Raw genomic sequence first — 26,004 nt, 5'->3', positions numbered from 1 at the left:
GAGACGGGTCAGCGCTCGAAGACGAGCACCTCGTCGAGGCTCCCGGACCAGGCCGTCGTCTCCCGCAGGCCTGCGCCCTCGAGGCTCGCGTCGTCGCGCGCGGCCGCCTCGCTCGGGTAGTCGTGGCGTCGCAGGACGACCACGCGGTCGAACCGTGACAGGTCCGGGACCGCCGCCTGGAGCGTGCGCGAGATGCCCGCCAGGTCGCCCGCCTCGGCCGGCGTGCGCAGCAGCGTGAGGTCGACCAGTCCCTGGAAGCCGTCCGGGTAGGCGACTGCGGCGCCCCGGGTCGTGAGCGTCACGACGTCCGTGGCCGGCGGCACGCGCGGTGAGAAGTACACGGCGTCACCTGGTCGGCTCACGTCGTGGACGACCTCGGACACCGCGCGCCAGTCGGATCCGCTCTTCGCGTTCTCGGTGCGCTGCGACACGACGACCGGGAGCGCGAGACCGACCAGCAGGGCACCCGCGACCCAGCGCACCGGCTCCGCCCGCAGCGCCCTGACCCCGAGGACCACGAGCACCGCGACGGCCGGGGCGCAGAACGTGAGGTAGCGCGGTGCGTAGGCGTGCCGGACGAGTGCGTACGCGACGACGACGAGAGTCGGCAGCACCGCCCAGGGCAGCGCCCACGCGACGACCTGCCGCGCGTGCTCGTCGTCGCGGGACCGCACTACGCGCAGCACGCCCCACGCGGCAAGCGCGAGCGCGACGACGGCGAGCGCCACCCCGCACACCTGCCATGCCTGCACGCCTCCGGGGCCGGCAGCCGCCTGCGTGCCCGGCCGCGAGTACGTGGTGGGCGTCTCGCCCAGGAACCACTGGTTGACGACCACGTTGCGCGCCAGCTCGACGACCGAACGCTGACTCTCCCCCAGCTGCCCGGACTGACCCAGCGTCGTGAGGACGACGGGCGACGCCACGACGCCCCCGACGGCTGCCGCGACGAGCCACGGGCCTGCGTCGCGCAACCGCCCGCGCGTCGCGACGCCGGGCCACGTGACAGCCGTGACGGCGTGCGCCAGGACCAGGAGCACGAGGTACAGGTTGAGGGTCACGGCGACCGCGACGAGGACCGCATAGCCCGCCCACCACGCGACGCGACGCCGACGGATGGCCTCGACGAGCAGGACTGTCGCCCACACGCCGGCGGCCGTCGCCAGGGCGAACGACCGTGCCTCGATCCCGGCCCAGGCCGTGCGTGGCAGCAGGACCACCGCGGCCGCGCACCCCAGCGCGAACGCATCTCCGACCGGCCGCGCGAGCACGACGACCCCGGCGACCGCCACGCCGACGGCCAGCGCGCTGGGGACCCGCAGCGCGAGCTCGCTCTGGCCGGCCAGCGCGATCCAGGGGTGCATGAGCGCGTAGTAGGCGGCGTGCACGGCGTCGAGGTCGCCGATCATGCGGCGCAGGTCCGACCAGCTGCGGGTCGATGCGGAGACGGTCGCCGCCTCGTCGGTCCAGATCGACGGGACCCAGGACCCGAGGGCGACGACGACCGCCGCGACGAGCCCGGCGACCGGGGCCAGGACGCCCGTCCGGAGCCGACCGTGCGCAGGTGCCGCGCCGCTCACGCGCGGCCGTAGTCGTAGACCACGCGGCCGACGGCACCGCCGATCATCCCGAGCCCGCGCTCGGCAGTACGGCGCCCGCGCGCCTCGTGCCCGGTGTCGCGCAGGACTCGGCCGGCGACCGCCCGCGCCGAACCCGCGGCGACCCGCACGCCCCCCTCGGCCACGCACCGGGCGCGCACTCCCGCGCGTCGCACCCGTCCGTCGGCGAGGAGCACGCTCACCCTGCTGCCGGAGTTGCCGCTGCGTCGTGCCCGGTGCAGCACCCACGAGCGGGTGGCGCGATCTCGCGGCACGACGTCGGTGACGACCGCCTCGTCGCACCAGAGCATCGGGGCGCCCGTCGCTGCGAGACGCCGGGTGAAAAGCGTGTCCGAGCCGCCGCTGAGACCGAACGCCTCGTCGAAACGGAGCCCGGCGGCGGCGACCGCCCGCAGGTCGACGAGCAGGTTGTTGGTCGCGGCGACGTCGATCGCCGTCCCGGTCGGGAGGCGACGACGGTCGAAGAACCGCCCGGCCTCGACCCAGGGGTCGAGCGGCGAGGGCAGCGCGGAGACCACGGGGCCGACCACGGCGACGGCGGCCGTCCGGCGGTGCAGCCCCAGCATCTGGTGCAGCCAGCCCGGCGTCGGACGCTCGTCGTCGTCGATGAACACGAGCAGGCCGTCGTGCCCGACCTCGTCGAGCGCGCGGTTGCGTGCGGCCGAGATGCCGGGACGCGGCTCGTGCACGTACCGCGACGGCGCCCCGACGGCCTCGACGAACGCGCGCGCGGACCCTTCCGGGTCGTTGTCGACGACGAGCACGTCGACAACGACGTCCTCGCCGGCCGCCTGCTCGAGCAGCATGGGCAGCAGCTCGGCCAGGTCGTCGGGACGCCGGTAGGTCAGCACGACGACCGTCACGGCCCGCGCCCCAGCAGGCGCGTCGTTCGAGGTCACGGCGTCGAGTGTGCAGCACCGGGCCGACGCGCGTCATCACCGCGAGCGCCCGAGATGTCGGATTCACCCGCCGTTCCACCCGATCGACGCAGCGCCGGCCAACTCGGCCCGGTCGGCTACCGCGGCCGCTCGTCGCCGCGCACGCGTGCCCGGGCCGCGCGCATGAGCTCGACGTGCGCTCGAGCGACCACCGGCCAGGCGCGCCGAGACAGGTCCGGCCCGGCGCCGCGCGACCCGGCACTGCGGGCGAGAGCGTCCTCGAGCGTCCGCGGCGTGAGGGGGCCGTCGTAGCGCAGCACCCAGTCCACACCGATCTCGTCCGCTGCGGCGTCGGTGACCGCGTTCGCGGGGACCAGCACGGGGCGGCCGAGCGTCAGCGCGAGCAGCATCGCGCCGGAGTTGTGCAGCTCGGGGTACGTCAGCGCGACCACCTGGGAGCGCCCGACGGCGGCGACCAGCTCGGCGTCGTCGAGGTGTCGCAGCTCGAGCACGATCCTGGGGTCGTCGCCCGCGGCCGCGCGCACCTCGCCCTCGACCGCGTCCGACGACGGCCGGCCCGCGACCTCGAGCGTCGCGCCCGATGTGCGCACGCCTCGGAACGCCTCGACGAGCGCGGGCACCGCCTTGTACGGGCGGACGAGCCCCGCGGCGACCACGCGACCGGTCACGACGTCGGGGAGGGCGTGCTCCGCGTACCAGTCGTCGTAGTCGCCGTGCGGGATCGTCGCGACGAGCGCCCCCGCCGGGGTCTCGGTCTCGTCGTTGAGCCGCACCCACGCGGTCGTGCGCCGGTCGCACGCCCGCAGCACCGCCCGGACCGCCCACGGCTGGCGCTCGTGCGGCGCCACGTTGTGTGCCGTGCGCACGATCGCGGTGCGGGTCACCCGGCACCGCGCCAGGACGAAGGCGAGCGCCGCGCACGCCGCGGCGCGACGCAGCGGCGTCGACTTCGCGAGGACCGCCTCGGGCCAGTGCAGGTGCAGGACGTCGTAGCGCCCGGTCAGCGCGCGTCGCCAGGTGAACGTGTCGACGTGCGCGAGCCTGCGCAGGCTGCGCAGCAGGAGCACGAGGTACGGGTTGGTCGTCGGCCGCGGCTCGCCGAACGACTCGAGCACGCGCAGGGGCGCATCATCGCTCGGGTCTGCCGGCACGGTGCCTCGTCTCTGCACGTCGGGGATGCGAATGCGCAGATCGTACCGATTCACCCGTCCTGCGAGGCCACGGACGAGGTCGACGCCGCTACCGTCGGGAGGTCCCGTCGACGACGTCCGGGACCCCGCAGCCCCGGCCGTGCCGTGGGCCCGACTCCCCGAGGAGGACCAGCACCGTGCCCGAGGCCGTGTCCGAGGAGGCGACCGCACGCGGCGGCGAGCCCGGCGCGGCGCTCGTCGTCGTCAACCACGGCTCGCACGAACTCCTCGCGCGTTACCTCGCACCGCTGGCATGTGAGACTGGCTGGCGCGTCGTCGTCGTCGACAACTCGCCGTCGGACGACTCGCGCCGCGCCGCGCACGACCTGGCGCGCGAGCACGGGTGGGATCTGGTGGCCGGCCCCAACGACGGCTTCGGCGCCGGCGTCGACCGCGGGGTCCGCCGCGCCACCGCGCTCGGCTGCGACGCGGTGCTCGTCGTGAACCCGGACCTCACGATCTCGGCCGCCGACGCCGCGGCGCTCGTCGCCGACGCGCGCACGACGCACGGGCTCCTCGTCGGGCCGCAGATCGAGCGACCCGACGGCAGCACGTGGTTCCGCGGGGGCGGCCTCGACCTGGAGCGCGGGCGCACAGGCCGCGCCGAGCCGGCGCAGACGCGGTGGCTCACGGGCGCGTGCCTCGCCGCGTCCGTGCGGACGTGGGAGCTCGTCGGAGGCTTCGATCCTGCGTTCTTCCTGTACTGGGAGGACGTCGACCTGTCCGTGCGACTGGTCGAGGCGGGCGGGGGCCTGCGCGTGCGCGACGACCTGCGGGCCGTGCACGACGTGGGCGGGACTCAGAAGCATGCAGGCACCAGGCGCAAGTCCGACGTGTACTACCGGCACAACTGCCGCAGCCGCCTCGTGTTCGCCGCACGCCATCTGGACCGCGCCGGCCGACGCCGCTGGCTGCTCGGCTCGCCACGGTTCGCTTGGGAGGTGCTCCTGCGGGGCGGTCGTCGCCAGCTGCGTTCCCCCGGACCGTGGCTGGCCGCCGCACGAGGGACCGCCGAGGGCGCGTGGTTCGTCGCACGCCATGCGGGTCGCCAGGGTGGCATCGGATGAGACGGCTCGTCGTCGCGCACCCGTCGCCGGACCTGTACGGCTCGGACCGGCAGCTCCTGCGCTCGCTCGTCGCCGCACGCGACGGGGGGTGGGACGTGCTCGTGGTGCTCCCCGCGGACGGCCCGCTCGTGCCGCTGCTGCGCGAGTGCGGCGCGCGAGTGCGCGTCGTGCCGTTCCCCGTGCTGCGCAAGTCGCTGCTGCGCCCTCGGGCGCTGCTCGGGCTGCTCGTCGGCGCGGCGCGCAGCATCGTCGGGGCGGCCCGGCTGCTGCGCCGTGAGCGACCCGACGCGATGTACGTCAACACGGTGACGATCCCCTGGTGGCTCGCCGCGGCACGCCTCGCCCGGACGCCCGCCCTGTGCCACGTGCACGAGGCCGAGGGCGACGACTCGCGCACGGTCGCCACCGCCCTCGCGCTCCCGCTCCTGCTCGCGCGCCGCGTCGTCACCAACAGCCGCGCGTCGGCCGCGACCCTCACGCGCGCCCTCCCACGGCTGTCGGCCAGGACGTCGGTGCTGCACAACGGCGTGCCCGGGCCGCCCGTGCCGCCGACCGCGAGCCCGCGCCAGGACGGCGACCCGTGGCGGGTGGCCTACGTCGGGCGCCTCTCACCCCGCAAGGGCACCGACCTCGCGCTCGAGGCGATCGCCCTGCTCACGTCGCGTGGGCTCGACGTCCGGCTCGACGTCCTCGGCAGCACGTTCCCGGGCTACGAGTGGTTCGAGGACGAGCTGCGCGCTCGGGCGGACGAGCCCGACCTCGCTGGGCTCGTGACGCTCCACGGGTACGTCAACCCCACCTGGGACGCGCTCGCGTCGTGCGACGTCGTCGTCGTCCCGTCGCGCGCCGAACCGTTCGGCAACACTGCCGTCGAGGGGCTGCTCGCACGACGACCGGTCGTCGCGGCGCGCGTCCAAGGGCTCGCGGAGGTCGTCGACGACGGCCGCACCGGCCTGCTCGTCGCCCCGGACGACGCCATGGCGCTCGCCGACGCCCTCGATCGCGTGCTCCGGGACGACGTGCTGCGCACACGCCTCGCCGACGAGGGGCTGCGTGACGCCGCCGAGCGGTTCGGCACCGAGCTGTACGAGCGCCGCGTGCGCGAGCTGCTGGACGCGATCTCGGGGGCGAGCGCGTGAGCGAGCACGTCGAAGACCTGTCCACGGACGTCAGCCAGATGGGACGCCGGGCGGCGCGCGGTGCGTTCGTGACCTTGTGGGGGCAGGGCTCGCGCATCCTGCTGCAGGTCGGCGGCGTCGTGGTCCTCGCGCGCCTGCTGTCCCCGGCCGACTACGGCCTCGTCGCGATGGTCACGGCGGTCACCGGGGTCGGCGAGCTGTTCCGCGACTTCGGGCTGTCCGCCGCAGCGGTGCAGGCACGGTCGCTGAGCCTCGCGCAGCGCACCAACCTCCTGTGGCTGAACACGGCCATCGGCCTGCTGCTCACGTGCGTCGTCGCGGCCCTCGCGGTCCCGATCGCGGCGATCTACCACGAGCCGCGCCTACGGGCCATCGTCCCCGTGCTCGCGCTCACCTTCCTCCTCAACGGTATGGCGACGCAGTACCGCGCGGACCTCACGCGCCGGATGCGGTTCGCCCGCCTGGCCGTCGTCGACGTCAGCGGCTCGTGCGTCGCCCTGGTCGTCGCGATCGCGCTCGCGCTGGCCGGCGCCGGCTACTGGGCACTCGTCGCGCAGCAGATCACCACGAGCGTCGTGCTGCTCGTCGGCGCCGCGCTCGCGGCCGGCTGGTTCCCGGGTCTGCCGCACCGCGGGGTGCCGATGCGCGGGCTGCTGTCGTTCGGGTGGAACCTGCTCGCGACGCAGCTCGTCGGCTACGCCGGCAACAACGTCGACTCCCTCACGATCGGTGTCCGCTTCGGGCCCACCGCACTGGGGACGTACAACCGCGCCTACCAGCTTCTGCTGTCCACGCTCTCGCAGCTGCGCGCGCCCACCACGGTCGTCGCGCTCCCGATCCTCAGCCGCCTGCGCGACGACCCACCGCGCTTCGCCGAGTTCGTGCGCCGTGGACAGCTCGCGCTCGCGTACTCGCTCGTCGCGGGCCTGGCGCTCGTCGCGACGGCCGCCACGCCGCTCACCGCGATCCTCCTGGGCGACCAGTGGACGCAGGCCGTCCCGCTGCTGCGCCTGCTCGCGGTCGCGGGGATGTTCCACACCGTCGCCTACGTCGGCTACTGGGTCTACCTCGCGTACGGGCTGACGGGGACGCTGCTGCGGTACCAGCTGGTGGCGACGTGCATCACGATCGTCTGCGTCGTCGGCGGGAGCCACTGGGGCGTGACGGGCGTCGCCGCGGGCTTCGCGCTCGCACCGGCCCTGTCCTGGCCGCTGTCGCTGTGGTGGCTCTCGCGCCACGCCGCGGTCCGGCTCGACGACCTGCTCGCGGGTGCCGGGCGCACGCTCGGGGCGTTCGCGGTGTGCGGCGCCGCCGCCTGGTGGGCCGCCGACGCCCTCGGCGTCTCGTCCGCGTGGGCGCAGCTCGGGCTCGAGACGGGCATGTTCGTCGGCCTTCTCGGGCTCGGCTGCGTGCTCGTGCCGTGGTTGCGGCGCGACGTGCGCGACGTGGCGATGGTCGTGCGGATCGCCCGCAGCCGGGTCTGACGGCCCGACCGACCCGCCCGCGCCCGCGGCGCTCAGCCGCGGTGGACCGTGACCGGGACCCCGTCCGTGTAGAAGTTGGCCGCGAGGGTCAGCAGCGGGGTCGTCGTGCTCGGCGCGATGATCGCGCAGTTCGACACGGTCGTGTTGCGGCCGAAGACGTTGTCGGTGAACGTGAGCCCGGACAGCGGCCCGTAGGCCTTCTCCGCGAGGTTCACCGAGCACGCACCACCGTCCACGTGGTTCCCCGAGAACACCAGGTCGCTCACCTTGCCCCGGTCCTGCGTCACCATCATCACCGAGTTGTGCGTCCCGGTCATCGTGTTGTTCACGAACCGCAGGTTCTTCCCGATCGAGATCTGCACGTTGTCATCGTGCGACGGCGTGTTGTTGTAGTTCGGGTCCTGCTCGAAATACGCGTTGTCGTGCAACCACGAGTCCTGCACCGTCACGTCGTCACCGATGATCAGCACCTGGTCCACCACGTCGTACGCATCCACCCGCGTCAACGAGAACCGCGCACCGATCACCCCACGGATGTGCGGCGACGGCGTCGACGCCGCCAACGTCGTGTCCTGGATCTTGGCGCTCGCGGGCACCGTGGTCGACATCATGACCAGCGCCTTGTCGTAGGCGGTGTCACGGCCGCGGATGATCGAGTTCTTGATCACCACGCCGGTCGCGTTCACCTGCACGAACCCCCGGACGTCGAGCCCGTCGACGACGGTGCCGTCCTTCGTGATCGTCAGGTCACCGTCATGCACGGTGAGCTTGGTGCCGGCAGGCACGCCGGTGTTGGAGGGACCGGGACGTGCGGACGACCCGCCGGCAGAGGCGCCCTGCGACGGGCTCGCCGTGGCGGTCGGTTTCGCCGTCGCGGTCGCCGTGGCGGTCGGCTTCGGGGTCGCCGTCGTGGCCGTAGGGGTCGGGGTCGCGGTCGCCGTGGGCTTCTGCGTGGTGGTCGCGGTGGCCGTCGCGCTCGACGTGGGCCTCGCCGTCGCGGTGGCGGTCGACGAGCCGGTCGAGGAGGCCGGGGCGCTCGTCGTCGCCGACGCCGAGGCCGTCTCGTACGACGCGAGGTCGAGCCACACGCGGACGCTCGCCGACGAGTTGTGCACCGTCACCTTGCCGCCCGACCCCGCGAGGTCGACCTTCACGGTGGCCGTCCCGAGCGTCTGGGTCGGCGTGGTCAGAGCGGGCGCCGCGAGGCAGGCGGCGCTCGCCGCCGAGCCCGGGCACACGGCGATCTGGGTCGGTCGCCACGCCCACCTGCCGGCGACGGTCAGCGTGGCCGAGGCCGTCCCCGCGGGGAGGCCGAGGTCGACCGTCGTGCTCTGGCCCGGGGCGAGCACCACGTTCGAGAGATACGAGGCGGACTTCGTCGTCGAGTACGACGTCAGCGTGAGCCCCACCCGCACGCTCGCGGCGGAGTTGTGCACGACGACCGTGCGCGCGCCGCCCGTGAGCGGCACCGTCACCGACGCCCGGCCGAGCTGCTGCACCGGTGTCACGAGAGCGGGCGCGGCCGTGCACGCCGCCGTGACCGTCGAGCCCGAGCAGACGGACAGCTTCGTCGACTTCCACGCCCAGCGGCCCGTGATCTCGAACGTCACCGCCGTGGCGTCGGCCGGCAGGTCGCCCAGCTCGACCACGCGGGACGCGCCGGGGGCCAGCACCTCGTCGCTCAGGTAGGTGCGGGGCAGCTGCACGGTCTGCGACGAGCCCCACGAGGCGGCGGGCACGACGACCGCTCCCACGAGTGCGAGCAGCGCGGCGCCGAACCACGCGGCGGCGGTGCGCCGCGACGCTGCGCGCGGGCGCGTCCCGGGCTGCCGGGAACGGTCGGCGGCGCGCTTCGGCGGATGCTGCGCGGGGCGCTCGGCACGGTGGCGGGCGTTGGGCATGGATGACGCTCTTCCGAGGGGGGACATGAACTGCGGGGAGCGTAGATGAACCGGACGAGTGCCCAGCAACCTCCGTCGACCACCCGAACCGGACGCACCCGGTCCATCGCCCGGAGGCTCGGAGGCGGGCATGGGCGGCCATGCGACGCTGGCCTGCAAGGTCACGATCCGGCATCGGAGCGGCGCCCCCGTTCGCCCGAACGGGTGTGACCTGCATCACAAATGAACGCCACAAGGGTGAATGTCCACCATATGGACGCCTGCCGAACGTCTTCGATCACCCGAACGGGTGTCTTCACCCCCGCCGGACGGTGACCGCGGCGCCATCCGTGTAGTAGTTGCGTGCGAGGGTGAGCAGCGCCGTGGTCGACAGCGGCGAGATGATCGCGCAGTTGTTCAGGGTCGTGTTGCGGCCGAAGACGTTGTCGGTGAACGTGAGCCCGGACAGCGGCCCGTAGGCCTTCTCCGCGAGGTTCACCGAGCACGCACCACCGTCCACGTGGTTCCCCGAGAACACCAGGTCGCTCACCTTGCCCCGGTCCTGCGTCACCATCATCACCGAGTTGTGCGTCCCGGTCATCGTGTTGTTCACGAACCGCAGGTTCTTCCCGATCGAGATCTGCACGTTGTCATCGTGCGACGGCGTGTTGTTGTAGTTCGGGTCCTGCTCGAAATACGCGTTGTCGTGCAACCACGAGTCCTGCACCGTCACGTCGTCACCGATGATCAGCACCTGGTCCACCACGTCGTACGCATCCACCCGCGTCAACGAGAACCGCGCACCGATCACCCCACGGATGTGCGGCGACGGCGTCGACGCCGCCAACGTCGTGTCCACGACGCTCACCGACGACGGCACGGTCTGGTCGACCATGATCATCGCCTTGTCGTAGGCGGTGTCACGGCCGCGGATGATCGAGTTCTTGATCACCACGCCCGTCGTCTTGATCGAGACGAAGCCGCGCACGTCCATCGAGTCGATCACGGTGTTGGGCGTCGTGATGGTCCAGTCGCCCTCGCGGACCGTCAGCTTGGTGCCCGCGGGCACGCCCGTGTTCGACGGCCCCGGACGCGCAGCCGACGACGAGGTGGGGGTGGGCGTAGCGACCGGGGTCTGGGTCGCCGTCGGGGTGGACGTCGGGGTGGACGTCGGCGTGGGGGCGGCCGTTGCGGTCGGCGTGCTCGTCGGCTTCGGCGGGTCGGTCGTCGCGGTCGCGGTCGGAGCCGGGCTCGACGTGGTGCTCGTCGCCGACGGCGACGGCTTCGCGGTCGTCGTCGAGGTGCCCGTCGGGGACGCGGAGGGGCTCGGCGCGCTCGTCGCCGGAGCCGTGCGCACCAGGGTCATCTTCTTCAGGACGAGCCAGACGCGGACGCTCGCGGACGACGACCTGATCGTGACCTTCCCCTTCTTGCCCGCCATCGGGATCGTGACGGATGCGGAGGCGCCCTTCTGCTTCGGCGTGACGAGGACCGGGTGCGCGGCGCACGCCTCGGTGATCCGGGTCCCGGCGCACACGACGATCTTCGTCGGCCGCCAGGCGAACTTCGCCTTGACCGTGAAGCGCGCCGACGACGCGGCAGCGAGCATCCGCGACGCATCCACCGTGACCGTGCCGCCCTGCTTGACCACGGCGCTGCGCAGGTAGGTGACCGGCAGGCCGTCCTTGAGGTCGGTGGAGTACGAGACGAGCCGGAGCGTCACCCGGACGCTGGCCCGCGAGGTCCCGACCGTCACCACCCGGCCGGAGCCGACGAGCGGCACCGTGACGCGCACGGTGCGCTTCTTCTGCACCGGAGTCTTCATCGCGGGCTCGTCGACGCACTCGGCGAGCACCTTCTTGCCCGGGCACAGCGAGATCGCGGTCGACCGCCACGCGAAGCGACCGGTGACGTCGAACGTCGCGGCCGTCGCGTTCTTCGGCAGCGACGTGAGCTTCACGACGCGCGGCTTCTTGGGTGACACCGTGACGTCGCGGAGGTAGGTCTTCGCACCCGGAGAAGCAGCACCTGCCACCTGTGTCCCGCCGACGAACGAGGCGAGCAACGCGATCACCGCGAGGGCCGCCACGACGGCGACGTGACGCGCTCGGCGAGCGCTGGGACGGGTGGTGCGGGGGTGGTGCATGACGGCTCCGATCGACACGAACGACTGCGGCGCCGGAGCGGGAGACCCGCCAACCCGGCGTCGTGGGCCATATCGGTCGACACGGACGGGTGAATGAGCGCCGCCGCGCGGGCGACTTCGGAGGCAACCAGGTGATGCCTGGCATCTACGCAGGCCAGCGGCGCAATCGGGCGCGCCGAGATTCGGGTGTGAATCGCATCACACCTGTTCGGTCCAGCGAGGTCTCAGGCGGCGAAACCCGCGATCTCGCGGCGCCACTTCACGAGCGCGAGCAGCAGGTACACGAAGGTCGCCGCGACGATCAGGCAGTAGACCAGCACGAAGGCGGGAGTCCAGCCCAGGAGCACGAACGACAGGCACAGCAGGCCGTAGTCCGTCGGCAACGCGATCAACGAGCGAAGCCACGGCGCTCGCCCACCCGTCGCCGCACGGCTCTCGACGCCGTGGGCACGGCGCATCTGCTCGGTGAGGATCATCGCGAAGAACATGACCGCGCCGAGGACCGCGTGGGCCAACGGGACCAGGAGCATCGGGCGGTCGACCACGTCGAACCGGTACCAGCCCACCGCGAGCGCAACCGGGAGGGTCGAGACCTTCGTGGCGTCGACCACGTGGTCGAGCCACTCACCGGCCGGGCTGGACCGGCCTGTCAGTCGCGCCACCTGGCCGTCCGCGGAGTCGAGCGCATACCCCAGGACCAGCAGCAGGCACACCGCGACGCCCGCCCACCACGACGGGGCGACGAGGGCGAGCATCGCGATGCCGGAGAAAGTCGCGAGCGCGCTGAGGCCGGTGACGGCATCGGGGCCGAGGCCGCGCCCGTAGGCCCAGGCCGCGAGGAGCCTGCCCAGCCGCCGGTTGACGAACCGGGAGTACGCCGGCGCACCCCGTGCCGCCCCCTTCTGGGCCGACGCGAGCTGCTGCACGGTGTCGAGGTACCTGCTCATGCGCGGATCGCCTCGACGGGCTCCGCCGTCTGCTGGCGTCGCCTCAGCCGCTGCGGCCCGGCCGTGCGGCGTGCAGCGAGGTCGAGCGCGAGCCGCTCGTAGCCCGCGGTCACGTCGTCCCAGTCGTAGTCGAGCGCGCGCAGCCGCAGAGCCTCACCCCTACGCGTCGTCGCCGCAGGGTCCGACTCGGCGCGCTCGAGGTGCCCGGCCAGCTCGGCGGCGTCGGCGAAGTACAGGCCCTCCGAGCGGAGCACCTCCCGGTTGAACGCCACGTCGTAAGCGATCGTCGCCGTGCCGGCGCCGATCGCGCGCAGCAGCGAGGGGTTGGTGCCGCCGACGCTGTGCCCGTGCACATAGGTCGACGCACCCGCGTACAGCTGGTCGAGCAGCTCCTGGTCCCACACACCACCGAGCAGGCGCACCCGAGGGTCGTCGCCCGCTGCCGCCCGCACCGCGGCCGTATACGTGTCCGAGTAGGGCGCGGAACCCACGACGACGAGGGGAAGCTCTGCGCTCGAGCGCACGTACCCCTGAACCGCCTCGAGGACGTGGTTCTCGGGCTCGAACCTCGCGACGACGACGTGGAAGCCCCCGGCGACCAGCCCGAGCTCGGCGAGACGCTCCGTCCCGACGTCCACGCGGGGAGCCCCGTATGCGAGCAGCCGGGTGCGCGCACCGAACTCGTCGGCGTAGTAGTCGGCGATCCCCTGCGCATCGGCCACGAGCGCGTCGGACCAGCGCACCGCGAGCTGCTCGGCCGCGCGGTAGTAGCGGCGTCCGTTGGCGCCCCACTTCGCGCGCCGCCACTCGAGGCCGTCCACATGCGTCGCGACCGGTACCCGCACCGCTCGCACGACCGGCAGCAGCGGCGCGTTCGCGGCGTTGAAGACGAACGCCGCATCCACCCTGTGCGCGACGAGGTGCCCGACGGACAGGGCCGTGTGGCTGAGCGTCTCGAGCGACCTGCGACGCAGCGCAGGCAGCGTGACCCGCTCCATGCCGAGGTGCTCGCCGTGCGGCGGATCGAGCTCGTGGCGCCGGCAGTACACGCGGACGGTGTGGCCACGCGCGACGAGCCGACGGCCGATCTCCTCGACGGCCGTCTCGAACCCGCCGTAGCGGGCCGGGACGCCCCGCGTCCCGATCATCGCGATCCTCAGCGACCGCTGCCGGTCGTCGCCCGTCACAGCCACTGCGCTCCTGTCGTCGTCGGCACGCCCCGAGCCGGTCTCGCGAGCATAGATACCGGGCACCGCCGCACGGCGGGCGGAGCGACCCAGTTCACCCGGCCGCCCCTGCGTGGACAGGCACCACGTCCGGTCAGTAGGCACCCTCGGGCCGCACCACGGCCCGTGCGGTCTTCCACAAGATCGTCAGGTCCATCGCCACGGACCAGTTGTCGGCGTACCGCAGGTCGAGCCGGACCGTCTCCTCCCAGCTCAGGTCGGAACGCCCGCTGATCTGCCACAGTCCGGTGATTCCCGGCTTGACCCGGAGCCTGCGATGCGCGACGTCCTCGTACGCGTCGACCTCGCACGTCAGCGGCGGCCGGGGGCCCACGAGCGACATGTCACCGCTCAGGACGTTCCACAGCTGGGGCAGCTCGTCGAGCGAGTACCGCCGCATGAGCCGGCCCAGCGGTGTCACACGCGGGTCGTCGCGCATCTTGAACATCACGCCGTTGCCCTCGTCGAGCTCGGCCAGGGCGGCACGGCGCTCGTCGGCGTCCACGTACATCGAACGCAGCTTCCACATCGAGAACCGGCGGCCGTCCACCCCCACGCGGTGCTGCCGGAAGAACGCCGGCCCGCGGGACGTCAGGCGCACCAGCACCGCGAGCACCAGCACCAGCGGGAGCGTCACGAGCGCGATGAGCGGCCCGAGCGTGCAGTCCATCGCGGTCTTGGCGAGCTGTCGGCGGCGCGACGCGACGACCTCCACCTCGAGCATCGGCATCGAGCTCGACGGTCGGACCGCGAGCCTCACGGGGCTCACCTCGACCAGGTCCGGGATCACGACGAGCGCAGCACCCGCGCGGTCGAGCGCCCAGGACAGTCGCCGCGTCGCGTCCCCGGACAGAGTCGAGCCCGAGAGCACGACCACCTCGATCGCGTAGTCGTTGACGATCTGCACGACGTCCGAGACCGCACCCAGCACGGGTGCCCCCGTGAACAGCGCCTCGTCGTCCACCGACGGGAGGCACAGCCCGACGACCTCGTACCCCTCGTACGCGGCGGACTGCAGCTCGTACGCCACGCGGGACGCGCTCGCGGTCGATCCCAGCACGACGGTGCGCTGCATGTCGGCGCCGCGCAGCCGCCGGTGGTGCAGGCGCTTGCGCAGCGCGTAGCGCGTGAGGCAGGACAAGACCGTCGCGAGCGGGATCGCGACGAACACGGTGGTGCGCGGCGGTGTCGCGTGGAACGAGAACGCACCCACGACGATGCCCGCGGACAGGAGCGCCCCGCCCGCCGCGACGGACTGGAACTCCTGGGCGCCCGCGCCGAGTCTGCGCAGGTCGTAGCCGTGCGCGATCATGACGGTGAGGCCAAAGGTGACCGTGCCGAGCACGATCCAGAACCACGTCGCCGGCGCGTTCCCGAGCCGCGGCAGGAGGAACCCCGCACCCGCGGTGAACATGAGCGCGGCGTCGGTGACCACCACGACCGACCGATACCGACGGCTCGCGGCGTGCCAGCTGTGGGCCCGGACCTCGTCGCCGTTGAACTGCGTCGCCCGCGGGTCGTACGGACGGGTCGATGCCCACGAACGGCGCGGCTCGCGGGAGCGGGCGCGTCGCTCGCCATCGGCGAACGCGCCCGCGCCGGCCTGGTCAGCCGTCAGTGTCATCGGATCCCCCACCCGCACGTCGTCGGACGAGATCGTCCTGGACACGTTGGAGGTTATAGGTCCCAGTCTGTACCGATCAGTACCTTGTGTCCGATTTCACCCGGTACACGGGACTTTCACCCCACGGACCGGTGAACGCGTCACGACTTCGTGTGGAACCTCAGCTGCGCCGCCTCGAGCCCCTGCGTCACCACGAGCTCCACCGCGTCCGCCGCGGCGTCCAGCAGGAACGGCAGCTCCTTGCGCTCCACGGTCGAGAAGTCGCGCAGCACGAAGTCGGCGGGGTCCATCCGCCCGGGCGGCCGCCCGACGCCCACGCGCACGCGCACGTACTCCTTGGTGCCGAGCGCCTTGGTGGTGTCGCGCAGCCCGTTGTGCCCGCCCTCGCCGCCGCCGCGCTTGAGCTTGATCTCTGCGAACGGGATGTCCATCTCGTCGTGCACCATGATCACGCGCTCAGGATCGACCGAGTAGTACGACGCGAGCGCCGCGACGGGTCCGCCCGAGACGTTCATGTACGTCGTGGGCTTGGCCAGCACCACGCGCGGTCCGGGTGCCCCGCCGGGCAGCACGCCCAGGCGCCCCTCGGCGGTCACGGCCTGCGGTCGTCGGCCCAGCAGGCCGCCGCGCGAGCCGAAGGACGACGACGTCCTCGCCGCGAGCTCGTCGAGCACCATCTGGCCGACGTTGTGGCGGTTGCCCGCGTACTGCGGGCCGGGGTTGCCCAGGCCGACGACGAGCCACGCACCCTCGGTCACGTTTCCTCCTGATCAGCACAGACGACGGCGCCCGGCACCGCCACTCAGGACGGTACCGGGCGCCGGTGGTTCAGCGGGCTCAGCCCTCCGACGACTCCGACTCCGCGGCGTCGGCCGACGCGGCGGACTGCTCGGCGGCGAGCTCGGCCGCGGCCTCCTCGGCGGCGACGTCGTCGGCCGAGACCTGCGGGACCGTGACGGTCACGACGATCGTCTCGGCGTCCGTGACGAGCGACGAACCCTTCGGGAGCTCGATGTCACCGGCGGTGATCGACGTGCCGGCCTCGACGCCCTCGATCGACACCTCGACCGCGGCGGGCAGGTGCGTCGCCTCGGCCTCGAGCGAGAGCGACTGCGTGTCGACGAGGTGGATGGTGCCGGGGGCCGACTCGCCCACGACGTGCACCGGGACCTCGACGGCGACCTTCTCGCCCTTCTTCACGATGAGCAGGTCGATGTGCTCGATGACGTTGCGGACCGGCTCGATCTGGACGTCCTTGGCGATCGCGAGCGTGGGCTTGCCGTCGAGCTCGATCGAGAACAGCGCGTTGGCGTGCTTGACCGCGAGCATCGTCTCGTGGCCCGGCAGGGCGACGTGCAGCGGGTCCGAGCCGTGCCCGTACAGGACGGCGGGGATCTGGTGCGCGCGGCGCAGGCGGCGGGCCGCACCCTTGCCGAACTCCGTGCGGGCGGTGGCGACGAGCTTGATCTCAGACACGATGACTCCCAGAAGCAGTGACGGTGGAGTGGCGCCGACGACGGCGCGACGTTGGTGGTGGCCTCGACGTGGGGCGCAGGACGGAGACGCACGCACGGAGGCATGGGCCCTGTCGATCACGGACGGGTGGCGGCCGATGGAGCGTGGCCGTCCGTCGTCCCTCGCCGAGGCAACCGGAGCAGTCTAGCCGCTACGACGACCCACCGGAAACGCGCTGACCGCCCGACCGATCGGTCGAACGATCAGGCGCCGACGACCTCGTCGTCCGCCCACGCGAACCGCACCTGCACCGCCGCCTGCACGGTCTGCTCCCCCGGCTCGACCGGGATCGCGCGCACGTCCTTCGCGGCGCGCGCGAACCTCGGCGCACCGCCCCCGCCGGGCTCGTCCTCGTGCACCCACAGGACGGGGCCGAGCCGGTGCCCGGCGAGCGCGGCCCACTGGGTCGCCTTGGTGGTCGCGTCGTCGAACGCGGCGGTGCGCGCCGCGGCGGCCGCCTGCGACGGGTCGGACACGACGAGGCGCAGCCCGCCGAGCCACGCGTGCGACGCGCCCGCCGCGACGACGGCACCGAGCACGTCGCCCGCGGTCGTGACGTCGGAGAGCGTCACGACGAGCCCGAGCCGGGCCACGGTGCGGCGGACGTCCGGGACGCTGCTGTCCTCCCACGTCGACGTGCTGCCGGTGCGCACGGCACCGTCGGCGACGCCCGCCGAGCGCAGGGCGTCGCGCATGGCCGCGAGCGCGTCGCCGGCCGCGGCGAGCGCGGAGCCGACGTCCGGCTCGGTGGCCTGCGCCCCGAGGTCGGCGACGACGACGTCGGGGACGGCGTCGGCCGCGCCCGAGCCGCGCACGGTAACCCCGCCGCGCGGACCTCGTCGGCCCGCGTCCTGCCAGGAACCCTCACCGGTGACCGGTCCGTGCACGTCGACCTCCGCGTCGTGGTTCCTGCTCGTCCCGCTCGTCGTCCTCGCGTCAGGCGTTGCCGTCGAACAGGCTCGTGACGGACCCGTCGTCGAACACCTCACGGACCGCGCGCGCGACGAGCGGCGCGATCGACAGCACGGTCAGCGAGTCGAACCGCTTCTCGTCCTCGATGGGCAGCGTGTCCGTGATGACGACCTCCCGCACGCCGCAGGACTGCAGGCGGTCCACCGCGGGGTCGGACAGGATGCCGTGCGTCGCGGCGACGATGACGTCCTTCGCGCCGGCCTCCTTGAGCACGCGCACTGCCTCGGAGATCGTGCCCGCGGTGTCGATCAGGTCATCGACGAGCACGCACGAGCGGCCCTCCACGTCACCGACCACACGGTTGGCGACCGCCTTGTTCGCGGTGCGCACGTCGCGCGTCTTGTGCACGAACGCGAGCGGCCCGCCGCCGAGCTTGGCGGCCCACTGCTCCGCGACGCGGATGCGTCCCGCGTCCGGCGAGACGACCGTGACGTTGGAGACGTCGACGCGCCCGCGCACGTAGTCCACGAGGATCGGCATGGCCCACAGGTGGTCGACCGGGCCGTCGAAGAAGCCCTGGATCTGCGCGGTGTGCAGGTCGACGCTCATGATGCGGTCGGCGCCCGCGGTGCGGAACATGTCGGCGAGCAGCCGGGCCGAGATGGGCTCGCGGCCGCGGCTCTTCTTGTCCTGGCGCGCGTACCCGTAGAACGGCGCGACGACCGTGATCGTCTTGGCCGAGGCGCGCTTGAGCGCGTCGACCATGAGGAGCTGCTCCATGATCCAGTGGTTGATCACGGGCGACGCGTGCGACTGCAGCACGAAGGCGTCCGCACCGCGCACCGACTCGCTGAAGCGCGTGTAGATCTCGCCGTTGGCGAAGTCGTAGGCCGTGGTCGGCAGCAGGTCGATGTCGAGGTGCTTCGCGACGTCGGACGCCAGGTCGGGGTGCGCACGCCCCGAGACCAGCACCAGTCGCTTCTCGCCGTCGTGGGAGACGATCCCGGTCATCATGCGTCCTTCGGGGTGGTCGAGCCGGTGGGGTCGTCCAGCCGCGGCGGCTGGTCGGGCAGGGCGGGGGGCGGCGTCACGGGGATGCCGCGGGCCGCGGTGGCGGCGCGCTCGCGCTCGGCGCGCGCCTGCGGGGACAGGCCGTCGTCGGCGGGACGAGCCACGCGCGCGGCGGCCTGCGCGGCCGCGGTCCCGGCGCGCGAACGGGCCACCCAACCCTCGATGTTGCGCTGCGCGCCCGCGCTGACCCCGAGCGCACCCGCGGGCACGTCGCGGCGGATCACGGACCCCGCACCGGTGTACGCCCCGTCCCCCACGGTGACGGGCGCGACGAACATGTTGTCCGCCCCCGTGCGCACGTGCGAGCCGATCGTCGTGCGGTGCTTGTTGACGCCGTCGTAGTTGACCGTCACGGACGCGGCGCCGATGTTCGAGTGCTCGCCGATCGTCGCGTCGCCCACGTAGGACAGGTGCGGCACCTTGGAGCCCATGCCGATCTGCGCGTTCTTCGTCTCGACGAACGTGCCGATCTTGCCCTTGTCCCCCAGCTCGGTGCCCGGTCGCAGGAACGCGAACGGCCCGACGCTCGCGCCCGCGCCGACCACGGAGAGCGACCCCTGCGTGCGGGTCACCGTCGCGCCCGCGCCCACCTCGACGTCGGTCAGCGTCGTGTCCGGGCCGACGGTCGCGCCCTCGCGGACCACCGTCGCGCCGTGCAGCTGCGTCCCGGGGAGCAGCGTCACGTCGCGCTCGAGCTCGACGTCGACGTCGACCCACGTGGTCGCCGGGTCGACGACCGTCACGCCCTCGCGCATCCAGTCCTCGAGGATGCGGCGGTTGTACTCGCGCGCGAGCGTCGCGAGCTGCACACGGTCGTTGACGCCCTCGACGACGAACGGGTCGTCGGTGCGCAGCGCGCGCACGTGGCCGCCGTCGGCCCGCGCGATCGCGACGACGTCCGTCAGGTACACCTCGCCCTGCGCGTTGTCCCGGCCCAGCCGCCCGAGCGCACCGCGCAGCACGGCGGCGTCGAAGACGTAGATGGACGAGTTGATCTCGCGGATCTCGCGCTGCTCGTCGTCGGCGTCCTTGTGCTCGACGATCGACAGCACGTCACCGGTGCCGGCCTCGCGCACGATGCGCCCGTAGCCCGTCGCGTCCGCGACCTCGGTGGTGAGGATCGTGACCGCGTTCTCGTCCTCGTGGTGGGCCGCGAGCAGCTCGCCCAGCATGCCGGCGTCCAGGAGCGGGACGTCCCCGGCGACGACGACGATCGCACCCGTGAGCAGCGCGTCCGCGGCGGACCCCGTGCGACCGCCCTCGGCGGCTCCGGCCTGCGCCGACGCGTCGAGCGCCGTCATCGCGACCTGCACCGCACGGCCCGTGCCGGGGATGTCGTCCTGGTCCGCGAGCAGCGCCTGCGGGTCGATCTCCGCGACGTGGGCTGCGACGCGCTCGCGCTCGTGCCGCACCACGACGACGACGCGCTGCGGGTCCAGCCCGCGTGCGGTGGCGAGCGCGTGGCCCACCATGCTGCGGCCCGCGAGCGTGTGCAGGACCTTGGGGGTCGCCGAGCGCATGCGGGTGCCTTCACCTGCGGCGAGGACGACGACGGCGGCGGGCCGGGGATACGACACCAGGGAGTGCTCCTCGCGGGTCTGCCCGACGAGCGGGCGGCGGTTCGTGGCGCACGGTCACTCTACCGTCGCGCAGGGCGGCCACCCGACGGGCGGGCAGGTCGGTAGCCGTCCCGAGATGTGGCGTCACCCATTCCCTGTGTCGGTGCCCGAGGGCAGGATGGCGCTCGACGGGACGCCGGTGTGGTGCGACGACGAGGGAGACGCGTGGACTCGAGGATCGATGTCGTCGGCGACGTCGCGCAGGCGGTCTCGACCGGTGCGCTGCCCGGCTGGGACCAGGTCGAGGAGCTCGTCGTGGCGGCGCACGCGCGCTACGCGGACGACTCCTCCGGGGTGCTGGCCGACTACATCCCGGTGCTCGCCCAGGCTGACCCGGCCGCGTTCGGGGTGTGCGTCGTGGACGCCGACGGCCGCGAGCACGCGGCGGGCGCGACGACCACCCGGTTCTCGATCCAGTCGATCTCCAAGGCGTTCGTCTACGCGCTCGTCTCCGAGCGGCTCGGCCACGCACACTTGCGCGAGCGCATCGGCGTCGACAACACCGGCCTCGCGTTCAACTCGGTCATGGCCGTCGAGCTGCACGGCGGCCACCCGCGCAACCCGATGGTCAACGCCGGAGCGATCGCGACGACCGCGCTCGTCGAGGGGGACGGACCCGACGAGCAGTGGGAGGCCGTCGTCGACGGGCTGTCGCGGTTCGCCGGCCGGCGCCTCGAGGTCGACGAGGTCGTGTACACGTCGGAGGCGGCGACGAACTCGCGCAACAAGGCGATCGCGCGCCTGCTGGAGAGCTACGGGCGCATCGAGGCCGACCCGCTCGACGTCGTCGACGTGTACACGCGGCAGTGCTCGCTGCTCGTCGACGCGCACGACCTCGCCGTGATGGGCGCGACCCTCGCCGACGGCGGGGTCAACCCCGTGACCGGCGAGCGCGTCGTCTCGGAGCAGGTCGCGACCGACACGCTGGCCGTGCTCGCCTCGACCGGGATGTACGAGCGCTCGGGCGAGTGGCTGTTCGACGTCGGGCTGCCGGCCAAGTCGGGCGTGGCGGGCGGGATCGTCGCGGTCAGCCCCGGCAAGGGCGCGATCGGCACCTACTCGCCGCTGCTCGACCCGGCCGGCAACAGCGTGCGCGGGCAGCGCGCCACCGCGTACCTCTCGCGCGCGCTCGGGCTCAACGTCTTCGCGTCGTCCGTGCACGTCCCCACCCGCCCGACCTCACCCGAGGAGCCCGCATGAGCACGACGACACCCGAGCCCGCTCCTGCGGGTGCCGAGGAGCGCCGGTCCTGGACCCCGCTCGTCGGGCTCTTCCTCGCGCAGGTGCTCATGTCGTTCAACGTCGCCGCGCTGCCGGTCTCGCTCGGCGGCATGGTCGACGACTTCGGCGTCCCACCCACGTCCGCGAGCACGACGATCGTCATGTACGGGCTCGCGGTCGCGGCGCTCGTCATGACCGGGGCCAAGCTCGGCCAGCGCATCGGGTGGCTGCTCGCGTTCCGGATCGTCGTCGCGCTGTTCGCTGCGTCCGCGGTGCTCATGATCGTCTCGCCCTCGATCGGGTGGGCGATCGCCGGCCAGGCCCTCGCGGGCGCGTCCGCGGCGATCATCGTGCCGGCACTGGTCGCGCTCATCGCCGAGAACTACCGCGGCCCGCAGCAGGCGACCGCGATCGGGTCGCTCGGCTCCGCGCGCGCGGTCTCGGGCATGACCGCGTTCTTCCTCGGCGGCGCGCTCGGCACGCTCGTCGGCTGGCGCCCAGTGTTCGGGGTGGTCCTCGCGCTCGCCGTCACCGTGTTCGTGTTCAGCTTCAAGCTGCGCGCCGACCGCGGCGACCCGGGCATCACCATCGACGCAGTGGCCGCGCTGCTCATCGGTGCCGCGATCGTGGCGCTCACGCTCGGGTTCAACAACCTCAACGGCTGGGGCATCCTCGTCGCGTCGCCGGGCGCGCCGTTCGACGTCGCGGGCGTCTCCCCCGCGCCGCTGCTCGTGGTGCTCGGCGTGGTGCTGGGGCAGACGTTCTTCTGGTGGACGCGCCGGCGTGCGCGGGCAGGCCGCGTGCCGCTCGTCGACCTGTCCGTGCTGCGGCGGCCCAGCGAGCGAGCGGCGGTGTACGCGATGTTCGTCGTCGTCGCGCTCGAGGCCGCGCTCAACTTCACGGTGCCGCTGTACATCCAGATCGTGCAGGGGCGTACGCCGTTCGACACCTCGCTCGCGATGATCCCGTTCAACCTCACGGTGTTCGTCACCGCGACGCTCGTCGTCCGGTTCTACAAGACGTACCCGCCGCGCACGATCGGTGTCTTCGGGTTCACGCTCACCACGGTCGCGCTCGCGTGGCTCTCGCTCGTCGTGACGAACAACTGGGAGACGCTGCCGACGATCCTCGGCCTCATCGTGTTCGGCGTCGGGCAGGGGGCGCTCGTCACGCTCGTGTTCAACGTGCTCGTCACCGCGGCGCCCAAGCGGCTCGCGGGGGACGTGGGCTCGATCCGCGGGACGACGCAGAACCTCGCGTCCGCCGTGGGCACCGCTCTCGCAGGCGCCCTGCTCGTCACGGTGCTCGGCATCACCGTGGGCCGCGCGGTGATCGAGCACCCCGATCTGCCGCCGTCGCTCGTCGCCCAGGTGGACCTCGACCAGGTCAACTTCGTCAGCAACGACGACCTGCGCTCGGTGCTGGCAGGTACCACCGCCGACGCCGCCCAGGTCGACGCCGCGGTCGCGCTCAACGAGCAGGCGCGGCTCGACACCCTGCGCCTCGGGCTCCTGATCCTGGCCGGCGTGAGCGCGACCGCGATCCTCCCGGCCAGCCGGCTGCCCCGCTACCGCCCGGACGAGATCCCGGACCCGTCCCGCGACCGGGACCCGGAACCCGCCTGATGCGGGCACCCGCCTGACGCCACGTCCGACGGCGGCTGCGCCGACCCGCGGCCGGAGAGTGCGCCGGTATCAGACCCTCGCTCTCACGGGCCTGGCCGTCGCTCGGTGGCGAGTCATGGTGGCGGTGTGCGAGAGGCCCCCGGTGGTGAGGGATCATCGGCCCCCCGCCGCGGCGACGATGCTGGCACGATCTCGTGTCGCGATCCCCCTGACCAGCCAGATCGAAAAGCCCACGGAGTTGACCGCCGACATCAACCAGATCGTCTTCGGCGGATGTGCGCGCGCCAGGACCTCGGCCACGTCGCCCTCCTCCGCAGGCTCCCGGCACGAGACGTGGTCCACCCGGCTCCGATGAGCCGCGCGACGAGCGATCGGAGGCGTGAGCGCGATGGCGATCCTCCCGGCCAGCCGCCTGCCCCGCTCCCACCCGGACCCGGCCTGACGCCCCGCCCGCTGCGCGCGCCAGCTGCCGAGCGCATGGGTTCGGCCCGAGAGTCGAACGTCGACGGCACGCTCTCAGGCCGCACGCGCTCGCTCGACGAGCGGGCCGAGCAGGCCTGACGGGGCCTCGCAGCGGCGACTTCCGGAATCGCACGTCGTCAGGTAGCGTGCGTCGCATGTTACCTGGTCAGGCACAGGTGCTCGCGAACCTGCGGCGCGGGGTCGTCGAGTACTGCGTCCTCGCGTCGCTGCGTTCCGGCGAGCGGTACGGCTTCGACATCGCGCGCGAGCTCGAGGGCACGCTGCTCGCGAGCGCCGGGACGCTGTACCCGCTGCTCGCTCGGCTGCGCAAGGGCGGACTCGTCGAGACGTCCTGGCGCGAGTCCACCGAGGGTCCGCCGCGCCGCTACTACGGGCTCACGCCCGAGGGCGTCTCCGCGCTCGCGGAGTTCGAGGCCGCCTGGGTGCCGTTCCACCACGCCGTCAACACGGCACTGTCCGAGGGGAAGAGCTGATGGGGATCTCTGGGGTCGGCCGCGCCAACGAGCGCGCCGAGCGCTACCTGGCCGACGTGGACGCGGCGCTGGCCGCGCGCGGCGTCGACGACCGCGGCGAGATCGTGGACGGGCTCCGCGAGCACCTGCTCGCGGCGATCGCCTCGGCGACCGGCGCGGCTGCCGGCTCAGCGGCGGGTCCAGCGGCAGGTTCAGCGACCGGCACCCCGGCGGGTCCAGCGGCAGGTTCAGCGACCGGATCAGGTCCCGACGACGCTGCGGTGGACACCGCCGTCGACGCCGCGATCCGCGAGCTGGGCGACCCGCTGGCGATCGCCGCCGAGGCCGCGGGCGACCAGCTCGCCGAGCGCACCGCACCAGCCGAGCGCACCGCGCCCGACCGGCGGACCCCGGCATGGGTGCCCGTGCTCGCGATCGTGCTCGTACTGGTCGGCGGCCTGCTCGTCGGCTTCGTCGTCCCCGTGGTCCTGCTGGTCGCGGGGCTCGTCATGGTGTGGGTCTCACGCGTGTGGACCCCGGGCGAGAAGGTCGCGGCGACCTTCCTGGTCCCGCTGCCCGGGATCGCGCTGTGGACCGTGCTCTCGGTCGCGACGGCCGGGCAGCAGTGCAGCACCGTCACGTCCGGCATCGACACGCAGACGACGTGCACCGGGAGCGGGGGCATGTCAGCGGGCGGCGTGGCGCTCACGGCGGCGCTGGGCGTGCTGGCGCTCGTCGGGCTGGCCGCGGCGTGGACCCTGGTCCGCCGCGCCGTGCACCGCACCGCGGCCTGACCGCGCTCGCGGGCAGCCCCGCGGGCCCGGGCCCGACCCGCGGCCGGGGCGCCGTGCGTCGGCGAGTGCGCCAGTTCTGGACGAGAGTCGAGGTCCAGACCCGCGCACTCGACCGAAACTGGCGCACTCGCGGAACCGTGCCAGCCGCGGACCGCGCGCGGCGCGCGGGACGGCGCGCCGGCGACGGGCGAAACCCCTCGGCTCCGCCCCCAGGATTCGAACCTGGACTGCACGGCTCCAAAGGCCGGCGTGCTGCCGTTACACCAGGGCGGAACGACGAGCGGCGCGGCGCTCGTCGGCGGCCAAGTCTGCCAGCCCTGCGCGGCGCGCGACGTCGCGACCGGCCTGCCGGGCCGTGGACCCGCACCCCGGCCGGCAGGCCCGCACGGCATGATGACCCCATGCCCCCCGAGCCGAAGCGCGCGCCCCGCTCGCGCATGACCGGCGTGCAGCGCCGTGCGCAGCTGCTCGACGTGTCTCGCCGGCTGTTCGCCGAGAAGGGGTTCGAGGGGACGAGCGTCGAGGAGATCGCCGCGCGCGCCGAGGTGTCCAAGCCCGTCGTGTACGAGCACTTCGGCGGCAAGGAGGGGGTCTACGCGGTCGTCGTCGACCGGGAGATCCAGGGCCTGACCGGCGCGCTGACCGGCGCGCTCGAGGAGGGCGGGCACCCCAAGGTGCTCGTCGAGCGGACCGCGCTCGCGCTGCTCGGGTACATCGAGGCCAACGAGGACGGGTTCCGGATCCTGGTCCGCGACTCGCCCGTCGCGCAGGCGACCGGGACGTTCTCGAGCCTCATCGGCGACGTCGCGACCCAGGTCGAGCACCTGCTCGCAGACCAGTTCCGCCAGCAGGGGCAGGACCCCAAGGCGGCCCCGATCTACGCCCAGATGCTCGTCGGGATGGTCGCGCTCACCGGGCAGTGGTGGCTCGACGCGCGCCGACCTGGCAAGCAGGAGGTCGCCGCGCACCTGGTGAACCTCGCGTGGAACGGGCTGCAGGGCCTCGAGCGCCGCCCGCAGCTCACCGGGCACAGCTCGCGCTGAGCCGTCCGGGTGGCGCAGGGCCCGGGTGTCTCGACGTCGAGTAACCTCGGC

At 73.2% G+C, this 26,004-nt stretch carries 22 protein-coding genes and 1 tRNA gene; 8 read left to right on the top strand and 15 right to left on the bottom strand.

Going from position 1 to position 26,004, the window contains the following annotated elements; genetic code table 11:
* Positions 1–8 precede the first annotated feature (8 nt).
* From AW16_RS0110015 to AW16_RS0110005, 3 genes are all read right to left on the bottom strand, one after another.
* Positions 9–1,577, bottom strand: coding sequence for a glycosyltransferase family 39 protein (locus AW16_RS0110015; RefSeq protein WP_051681844.1), 1,569 nt, complete (start codon positions 1,575–1,577; stop codon positions 9–11).
* Positions 1,574–2,515, bottom strand: coding sequence for a glycosyltransferase family 2 protein (locus AW16_RS0110010; protein WP_231496011.1), 942 nt, complete (start codon positions 2,513–2,515; stop codon positions 1,574–1,576). Before AW16_RS0110010 ends, AW16_RS0110015 begins: the two co-directional genes overlap by 4 nt.
* A gap of 116 nt (positions 2,516–2,631) precedes the next feature.
* On the bottom strand, positions 2,632–3,666 hold the full coding sequence (locus AW16_RS0110005) for a hypothetical protein (RefSeq protein ID WP_156044132.1): 1,035 nt from the start codon (positions 3,664–3,666) through the stop codon (positions 2,632–2,634).
* A gap of 176 nt (positions 3,667–3,842) precedes the next feature.
* Here AW16_RS0110005 and AW16_RS0110000 point away from each other — a divergent pair, with 176 nt between their 5' ends.
* From AW16_RS0110000 to AW16_RS0109990, 3 genes are read left to right on the top strand one after another with little or no spacing between them, the layout of a single operon-like run.
* The gene (locus AW16_RS0110000; RefSeq protein ID WP_051681842.1) at positions 3,843–4,772 is read left to right on the top strand and encodes a glycosyltransferase family 2 protein; all 930 of its coding nucleotides are present in this window, start codon (positions 3,843–3,845) and stop codon (positions 4,770–4,772) included.
* Complete coding sequence (locus tag AW16_RS0109995; RefSeq protein WP_034648663.1) at positions 4,769–5,911, top strand: glycosyltransferase family 4 protein; 1,143 nt, start codon at positions 4,769–4,771, stop codon at positions 5,909–5,911. Before AW16_RS0110000 ends, AW16_RS0109995 begins: the two co-directional genes overlap by 4 nt.
* Positions 5,908–7,395, top strand: coding sequence for a lipopolysaccharide biosynthesis protein (locus AW16_RS0109990; protein WP_051681841.1), 1,488 nt, complete (start codon positions 5,908–5,910; stop codon positions 7,393–7,395). The genes AW16_RS0109995 and AW16_RS0109990 overlap by 4 nt, the downstream gene beginning before the upstream one ends.
* A 32-nt stretch (positions 7,396–7,427) precedes the next feature.
* On the opposite strand, the gene AW16_RS0109985 is transcribed toward AW16_RS0109990, so the two are convergent.
* The 10 genes from AW16_RS0109985 to glmU all read right to left on the bottom strand — a co-directional run bounded on the left by AW16_RS0109985 (position 7,428) and on the right by glmU (position 20,293).
* Positions 7,428–9,296, bottom strand: coding sequence for a hypothetical protein (locus AW16_RS0109985; RefSeq protein ID WP_029290020.1), 1,869 nt, complete (start codon positions 9,294–9,296; stop codon positions 7,428–7,430).
* A 295-nt stretch (positions 9,297–9,591) separates the two neighbouring features.
* The gene (locus tag AW16_RS18430; protein ID WP_156044130.1) at positions 9,592–11,421 is read right to left on the bottom strand and encodes a hypothetical protein; all 1,830 of its coding nucleotides are present in this window, start codon (positions 11,419–11,421) and stop codon (positions 9,592–9,594) included.
* 224 nt (positions 11,422–11,645) lie between these two features.
* On the bottom strand, positions 11,646–12,368 hold the full coding sequence (locus tag AW16_RS0109970; protein WP_029290015.1) for a CDP-alcohol phosphatidyltransferase family protein: 723 nt from the start codon (positions 12,366–12,368) through the stop codon (positions 11,646–11,648).
* Positions 12,365–13,516, bottom strand: coding sequence for a DUF1972 domain-containing protein (locus AW16_RS0109965; protein ID WP_029290013.1), 1,152 nt, complete (start codon positions 13,514–13,516; stop codon positions 12,365–12,367). The genes AW16_RS0109970 and AW16_RS0109965 overlap by 4 nt, the downstream gene beginning before the upstream one ends.
* Before the next feature lie 172 nt (positions 13,517–13,688).
* The gene (locus AW16_RS0109960; protein ID WP_029290011.1) at positions 13,689–15,218 is read right to left on the bottom strand and encodes a sugar transferase; all 1,530 of its coding nucleotides are present in this window, start codon (positions 15,216–15,218) and stop codon (positions 13,689–13,691) included.
* Between the two features lie 140 nt (positions 15,219–15,358).
* The gene (gene pth, locus AW16_RS0109955) at positions 15,359–15,976 is read right to left on the bottom strand and encodes an aminoacyl-tRNA hydrolase (RefSeq protein ID WP_029290009.1); all 618 of its coding nucleotides are present in this window, start codon (positions 15,974–15,976) and stop codon (positions 15,359–15,361) included.
* 79 nt (positions 15,977–16,055) lie between these two features.
* Positions 16,056–16,694 carry a 50S ribosomal protein L25/general stress protein Ctc gene (locus AW16_RS0109950; protein WP_029290007.1) on the bottom strand — a complete coding sequence of 213 codons (639 nt, stop codon included), beginning with the start codon at positions 16,692–16,694 and terminating at the stop codon, positions 16,056–16,058.
* Positions 16,695–16,936: 242 nt separating this feature from the next.
* Entirely contained in the window at positions 16,937–17,620 is a 684-nt protein-coding gene (locus tag AW16_RS0109945; RefSeq protein WP_051681840.1) for an SIMPL domain-containing protein, read from the bottom strand.
* Between the two features lie 49 nt (positions 17,621–17,669).
* Positions 17,670–18,656: a ribose-phosphate diphosphokinase gene (locus tag AW16_RS0109940; protein ID WP_029290003.1), complete on the bottom strand. Its 987-nt coding sequence runs from the start codon at positions 18,654–18,656 to the stop codon at positions 17,670–17,672.
* Positions 18,656–20,293: a bifunctional UDP-N-acetylglucosamine diphosphorylase/glucosamine-1-phosphate N-acetyltransferase GlmU gene (glmU, locus tag AW16_RS0109935; RefSeq protein ID WP_034648655.1), complete on the bottom strand. Its 1,638-nt coding sequence runs from the start codon at positions 20,291–20,293 to the stop codon at positions 18,656–18,658. The genes AW16_RS0109940 and glmU overlap by 1 nt, the downstream gene beginning before the upstream one ends.
* Before the next feature lie 207 nt (positions 20,294–20,500).
* Here glmU and glsA point away from each other — a divergent pair, with 207 nt between their 5' ends.
* Both glsA and AW16_RS0109925 read left to right on the top strand, forming a co-directional pair.
* A complete protein-coding gene (glsA, locus tag AW16_RS0109930; protein ID WP_034648652.1) occupies positions 20,501–21,535 on the top strand; it encodes a glutaminase A in 1,035 nt (344 codons plus the stop codon).
* Positions 21,532–23,181, top strand: a complete 1,650-nt coding sequence (locus AW16_RS0109925) for an MFS transporter (protein WP_034648648.1) — start codon at positions 21,532–21,534, stop codon at positions 23,179–23,181. The genes glsA and AW16_RS0109925 overlap by 4 nt, the downstream gene beginning before the upstream one ends.
* A 153-nt stretch (positions 23,182–23,334) precedes the next feature.
* Here AW16_RS0109925 and AW16_RS18425 read toward each other — a convergent pair whose 3' ends face one another.
* Positions 23,335–23,481, bottom strand: coding sequence for a hypothetical protein (locus AW16_RS18425; protein ID WP_156044129.1), 147 nt, complete (start codon positions 23,479–23,481; stop codon positions 23,335–23,337).
* A 317-nt stretch (positions 23,482–23,798) separates the two neighbouring features.
* Here AW16_RS18425 and AW16_RS0109910 point away from each other — a divergent pair, with 317 nt between their 5' ends.
* Both AW16_RS0109910 and AW16_RS0109905 read left to right on the top strand, forming a co-directional pair.
* A complete protein-coding gene (locus tag AW16_RS0109910) occupies positions 23,799–24,137 on the top strand; it encodes a PadR family transcriptional regulator (RefSeq protein WP_029289993.1) in 339 nt (112 codons plus the stop codon).
* On the top strand, positions 24,137–24,910 hold the full coding sequence (locus AW16_RS0109905) for a hypothetical protein (protein WP_029289991.1): 774 nt from the start codon (positions 24,137–24,139) through the stop codon (positions 24,908–24,910). Before AW16_RS0109910 ends, AW16_RS0109905 begins: the two co-directional genes overlap by 1 nt.
* Positions 24,911–25,111: 201 nt before the next feature.
* On the opposite strand, the gene AW16_RS0109900 is transcribed toward AW16_RS0109905, so the two are convergent.
* A tRNA-Gln gene (locus AW16_RS0109900) sits at positions 25,112–25,183 on the bottom strand.
* A 164-nt stretch (positions 25,184–25,347) separates the two neighbouring features.
* Between AW16_RS0109900 and AW16_RS0109895 the strand changes: the two genes are divergently transcribed.
* Positions 25,348–25,953, top strand: coding sequence for a TetR/AcrR family transcriptional regulator (locus AW16_RS0109895; protein WP_034648686.1), 606 nt, complete (start codon positions 25,348–25,350; stop codon positions 25,951–25,953).
* Positions 25,954–26,004 lie beyond the last annotated feature (51 nt).

Origin of the sequence: Cellulomonas sp. HZM, assembly GCF_000708885.1 — a bacterium.
Taxonomy (GTDB): Bacteria; Actinomycetota; Actinomycetes; order Actinomycetales; family Cellulomonadaceae; genus Cellulomonas.
The sequence above is the reverse complement of the archived record's forward strand: the minus strand, read 5'-3'. Positions and strand labels throughout refer to the sequence as shown.

What these genes read in the sequence shown, in the direction of transcription:
- AW16_RS0109995 (WP_034648663.1), top strand. Translation starts at nt 4,769, where the DNA reads ATGAGACGGCTCGTCGTCGCGCACCCGTCGCCGGACCTGTACGGCTCG.
- AW16_RS0109985 (WP_029290020.1), bottom strand. Translation starts at nt 9,296, where the DNA reads ATGCCCAACGCCCGCCACCGTGCCGAGCGCCCCGCGCAGCATCCGCCG.
- AW16_RS18430 (WP_156044130.1), bottom strand. Translation starts at nt 11,421, where the DNA reads ATGCACCACCCCCGCACCACCCGTCCCAGCGCTCGCCGAGCGCGTCAC.
- AW16_RS0109970 (WP_029290015.1), bottom strand. Translation starts at nt 12,368, where the DNA reads ATGAGCAGGTACCTCGACACCGTGCAGCAGCTCGCGTCGGCCCAGAAG.
- AW16_RS0109965 (WP_029290013.1), bottom strand. Translation starts at nt 13,516, where the DNA reads ATGATCGGGACGCGGGGCGTCCCGGCCCGCTACGGCGGGTTCGAGACG.
- AW16_RS0109960 (WP_029290011.1), bottom strand. Translation starts at nt 15,218, where the DNA reads ATGACACTGACGGCTGACCAGGCCGGCGCGGGCGCGTTCGCCGATGGC.
- AW16_RS0109940 (WP_029290003.1), bottom strand. Translation starts at nt 18,656, where the DNA reads ATGACCGGGATCGTCTCCCACGACGGCGAGAAGCGACTGGTGCTGGTC.
- AW16_RS0109925 (WP_034648648.1), top strand. Translation starts at nt 21,532, where the DNA reads ATGAGCACGACGACACCCGAGCCCGCTCCTGCGGGTGCCGAGGAGCGC.
- AW16_RS0109910 (WP_029289993.1), top strand. Translation starts at nt 23,799, where the DNA reads ATGTTACCTGGTCAGGCACAGGTGCTCGCGAACCTGCGGCGCGGGGTC.
- AW16_RS0109905 (WP_029289991.1), top strand. Translation starts at nt 24,137, where the DNA reads ATGGGGATCTCTGGGGTCGGCCGCGCCAACGAGCGCGCCGAGCGCTAC.
- AW16_RS0109895 (WP_034648686.1), top strand. Translation starts at nt 25,348, where the DNA reads ATGACCGGCGTGCAGCGCCGTGCGCAGCTGCTCGACGTGTCTCGCCGG.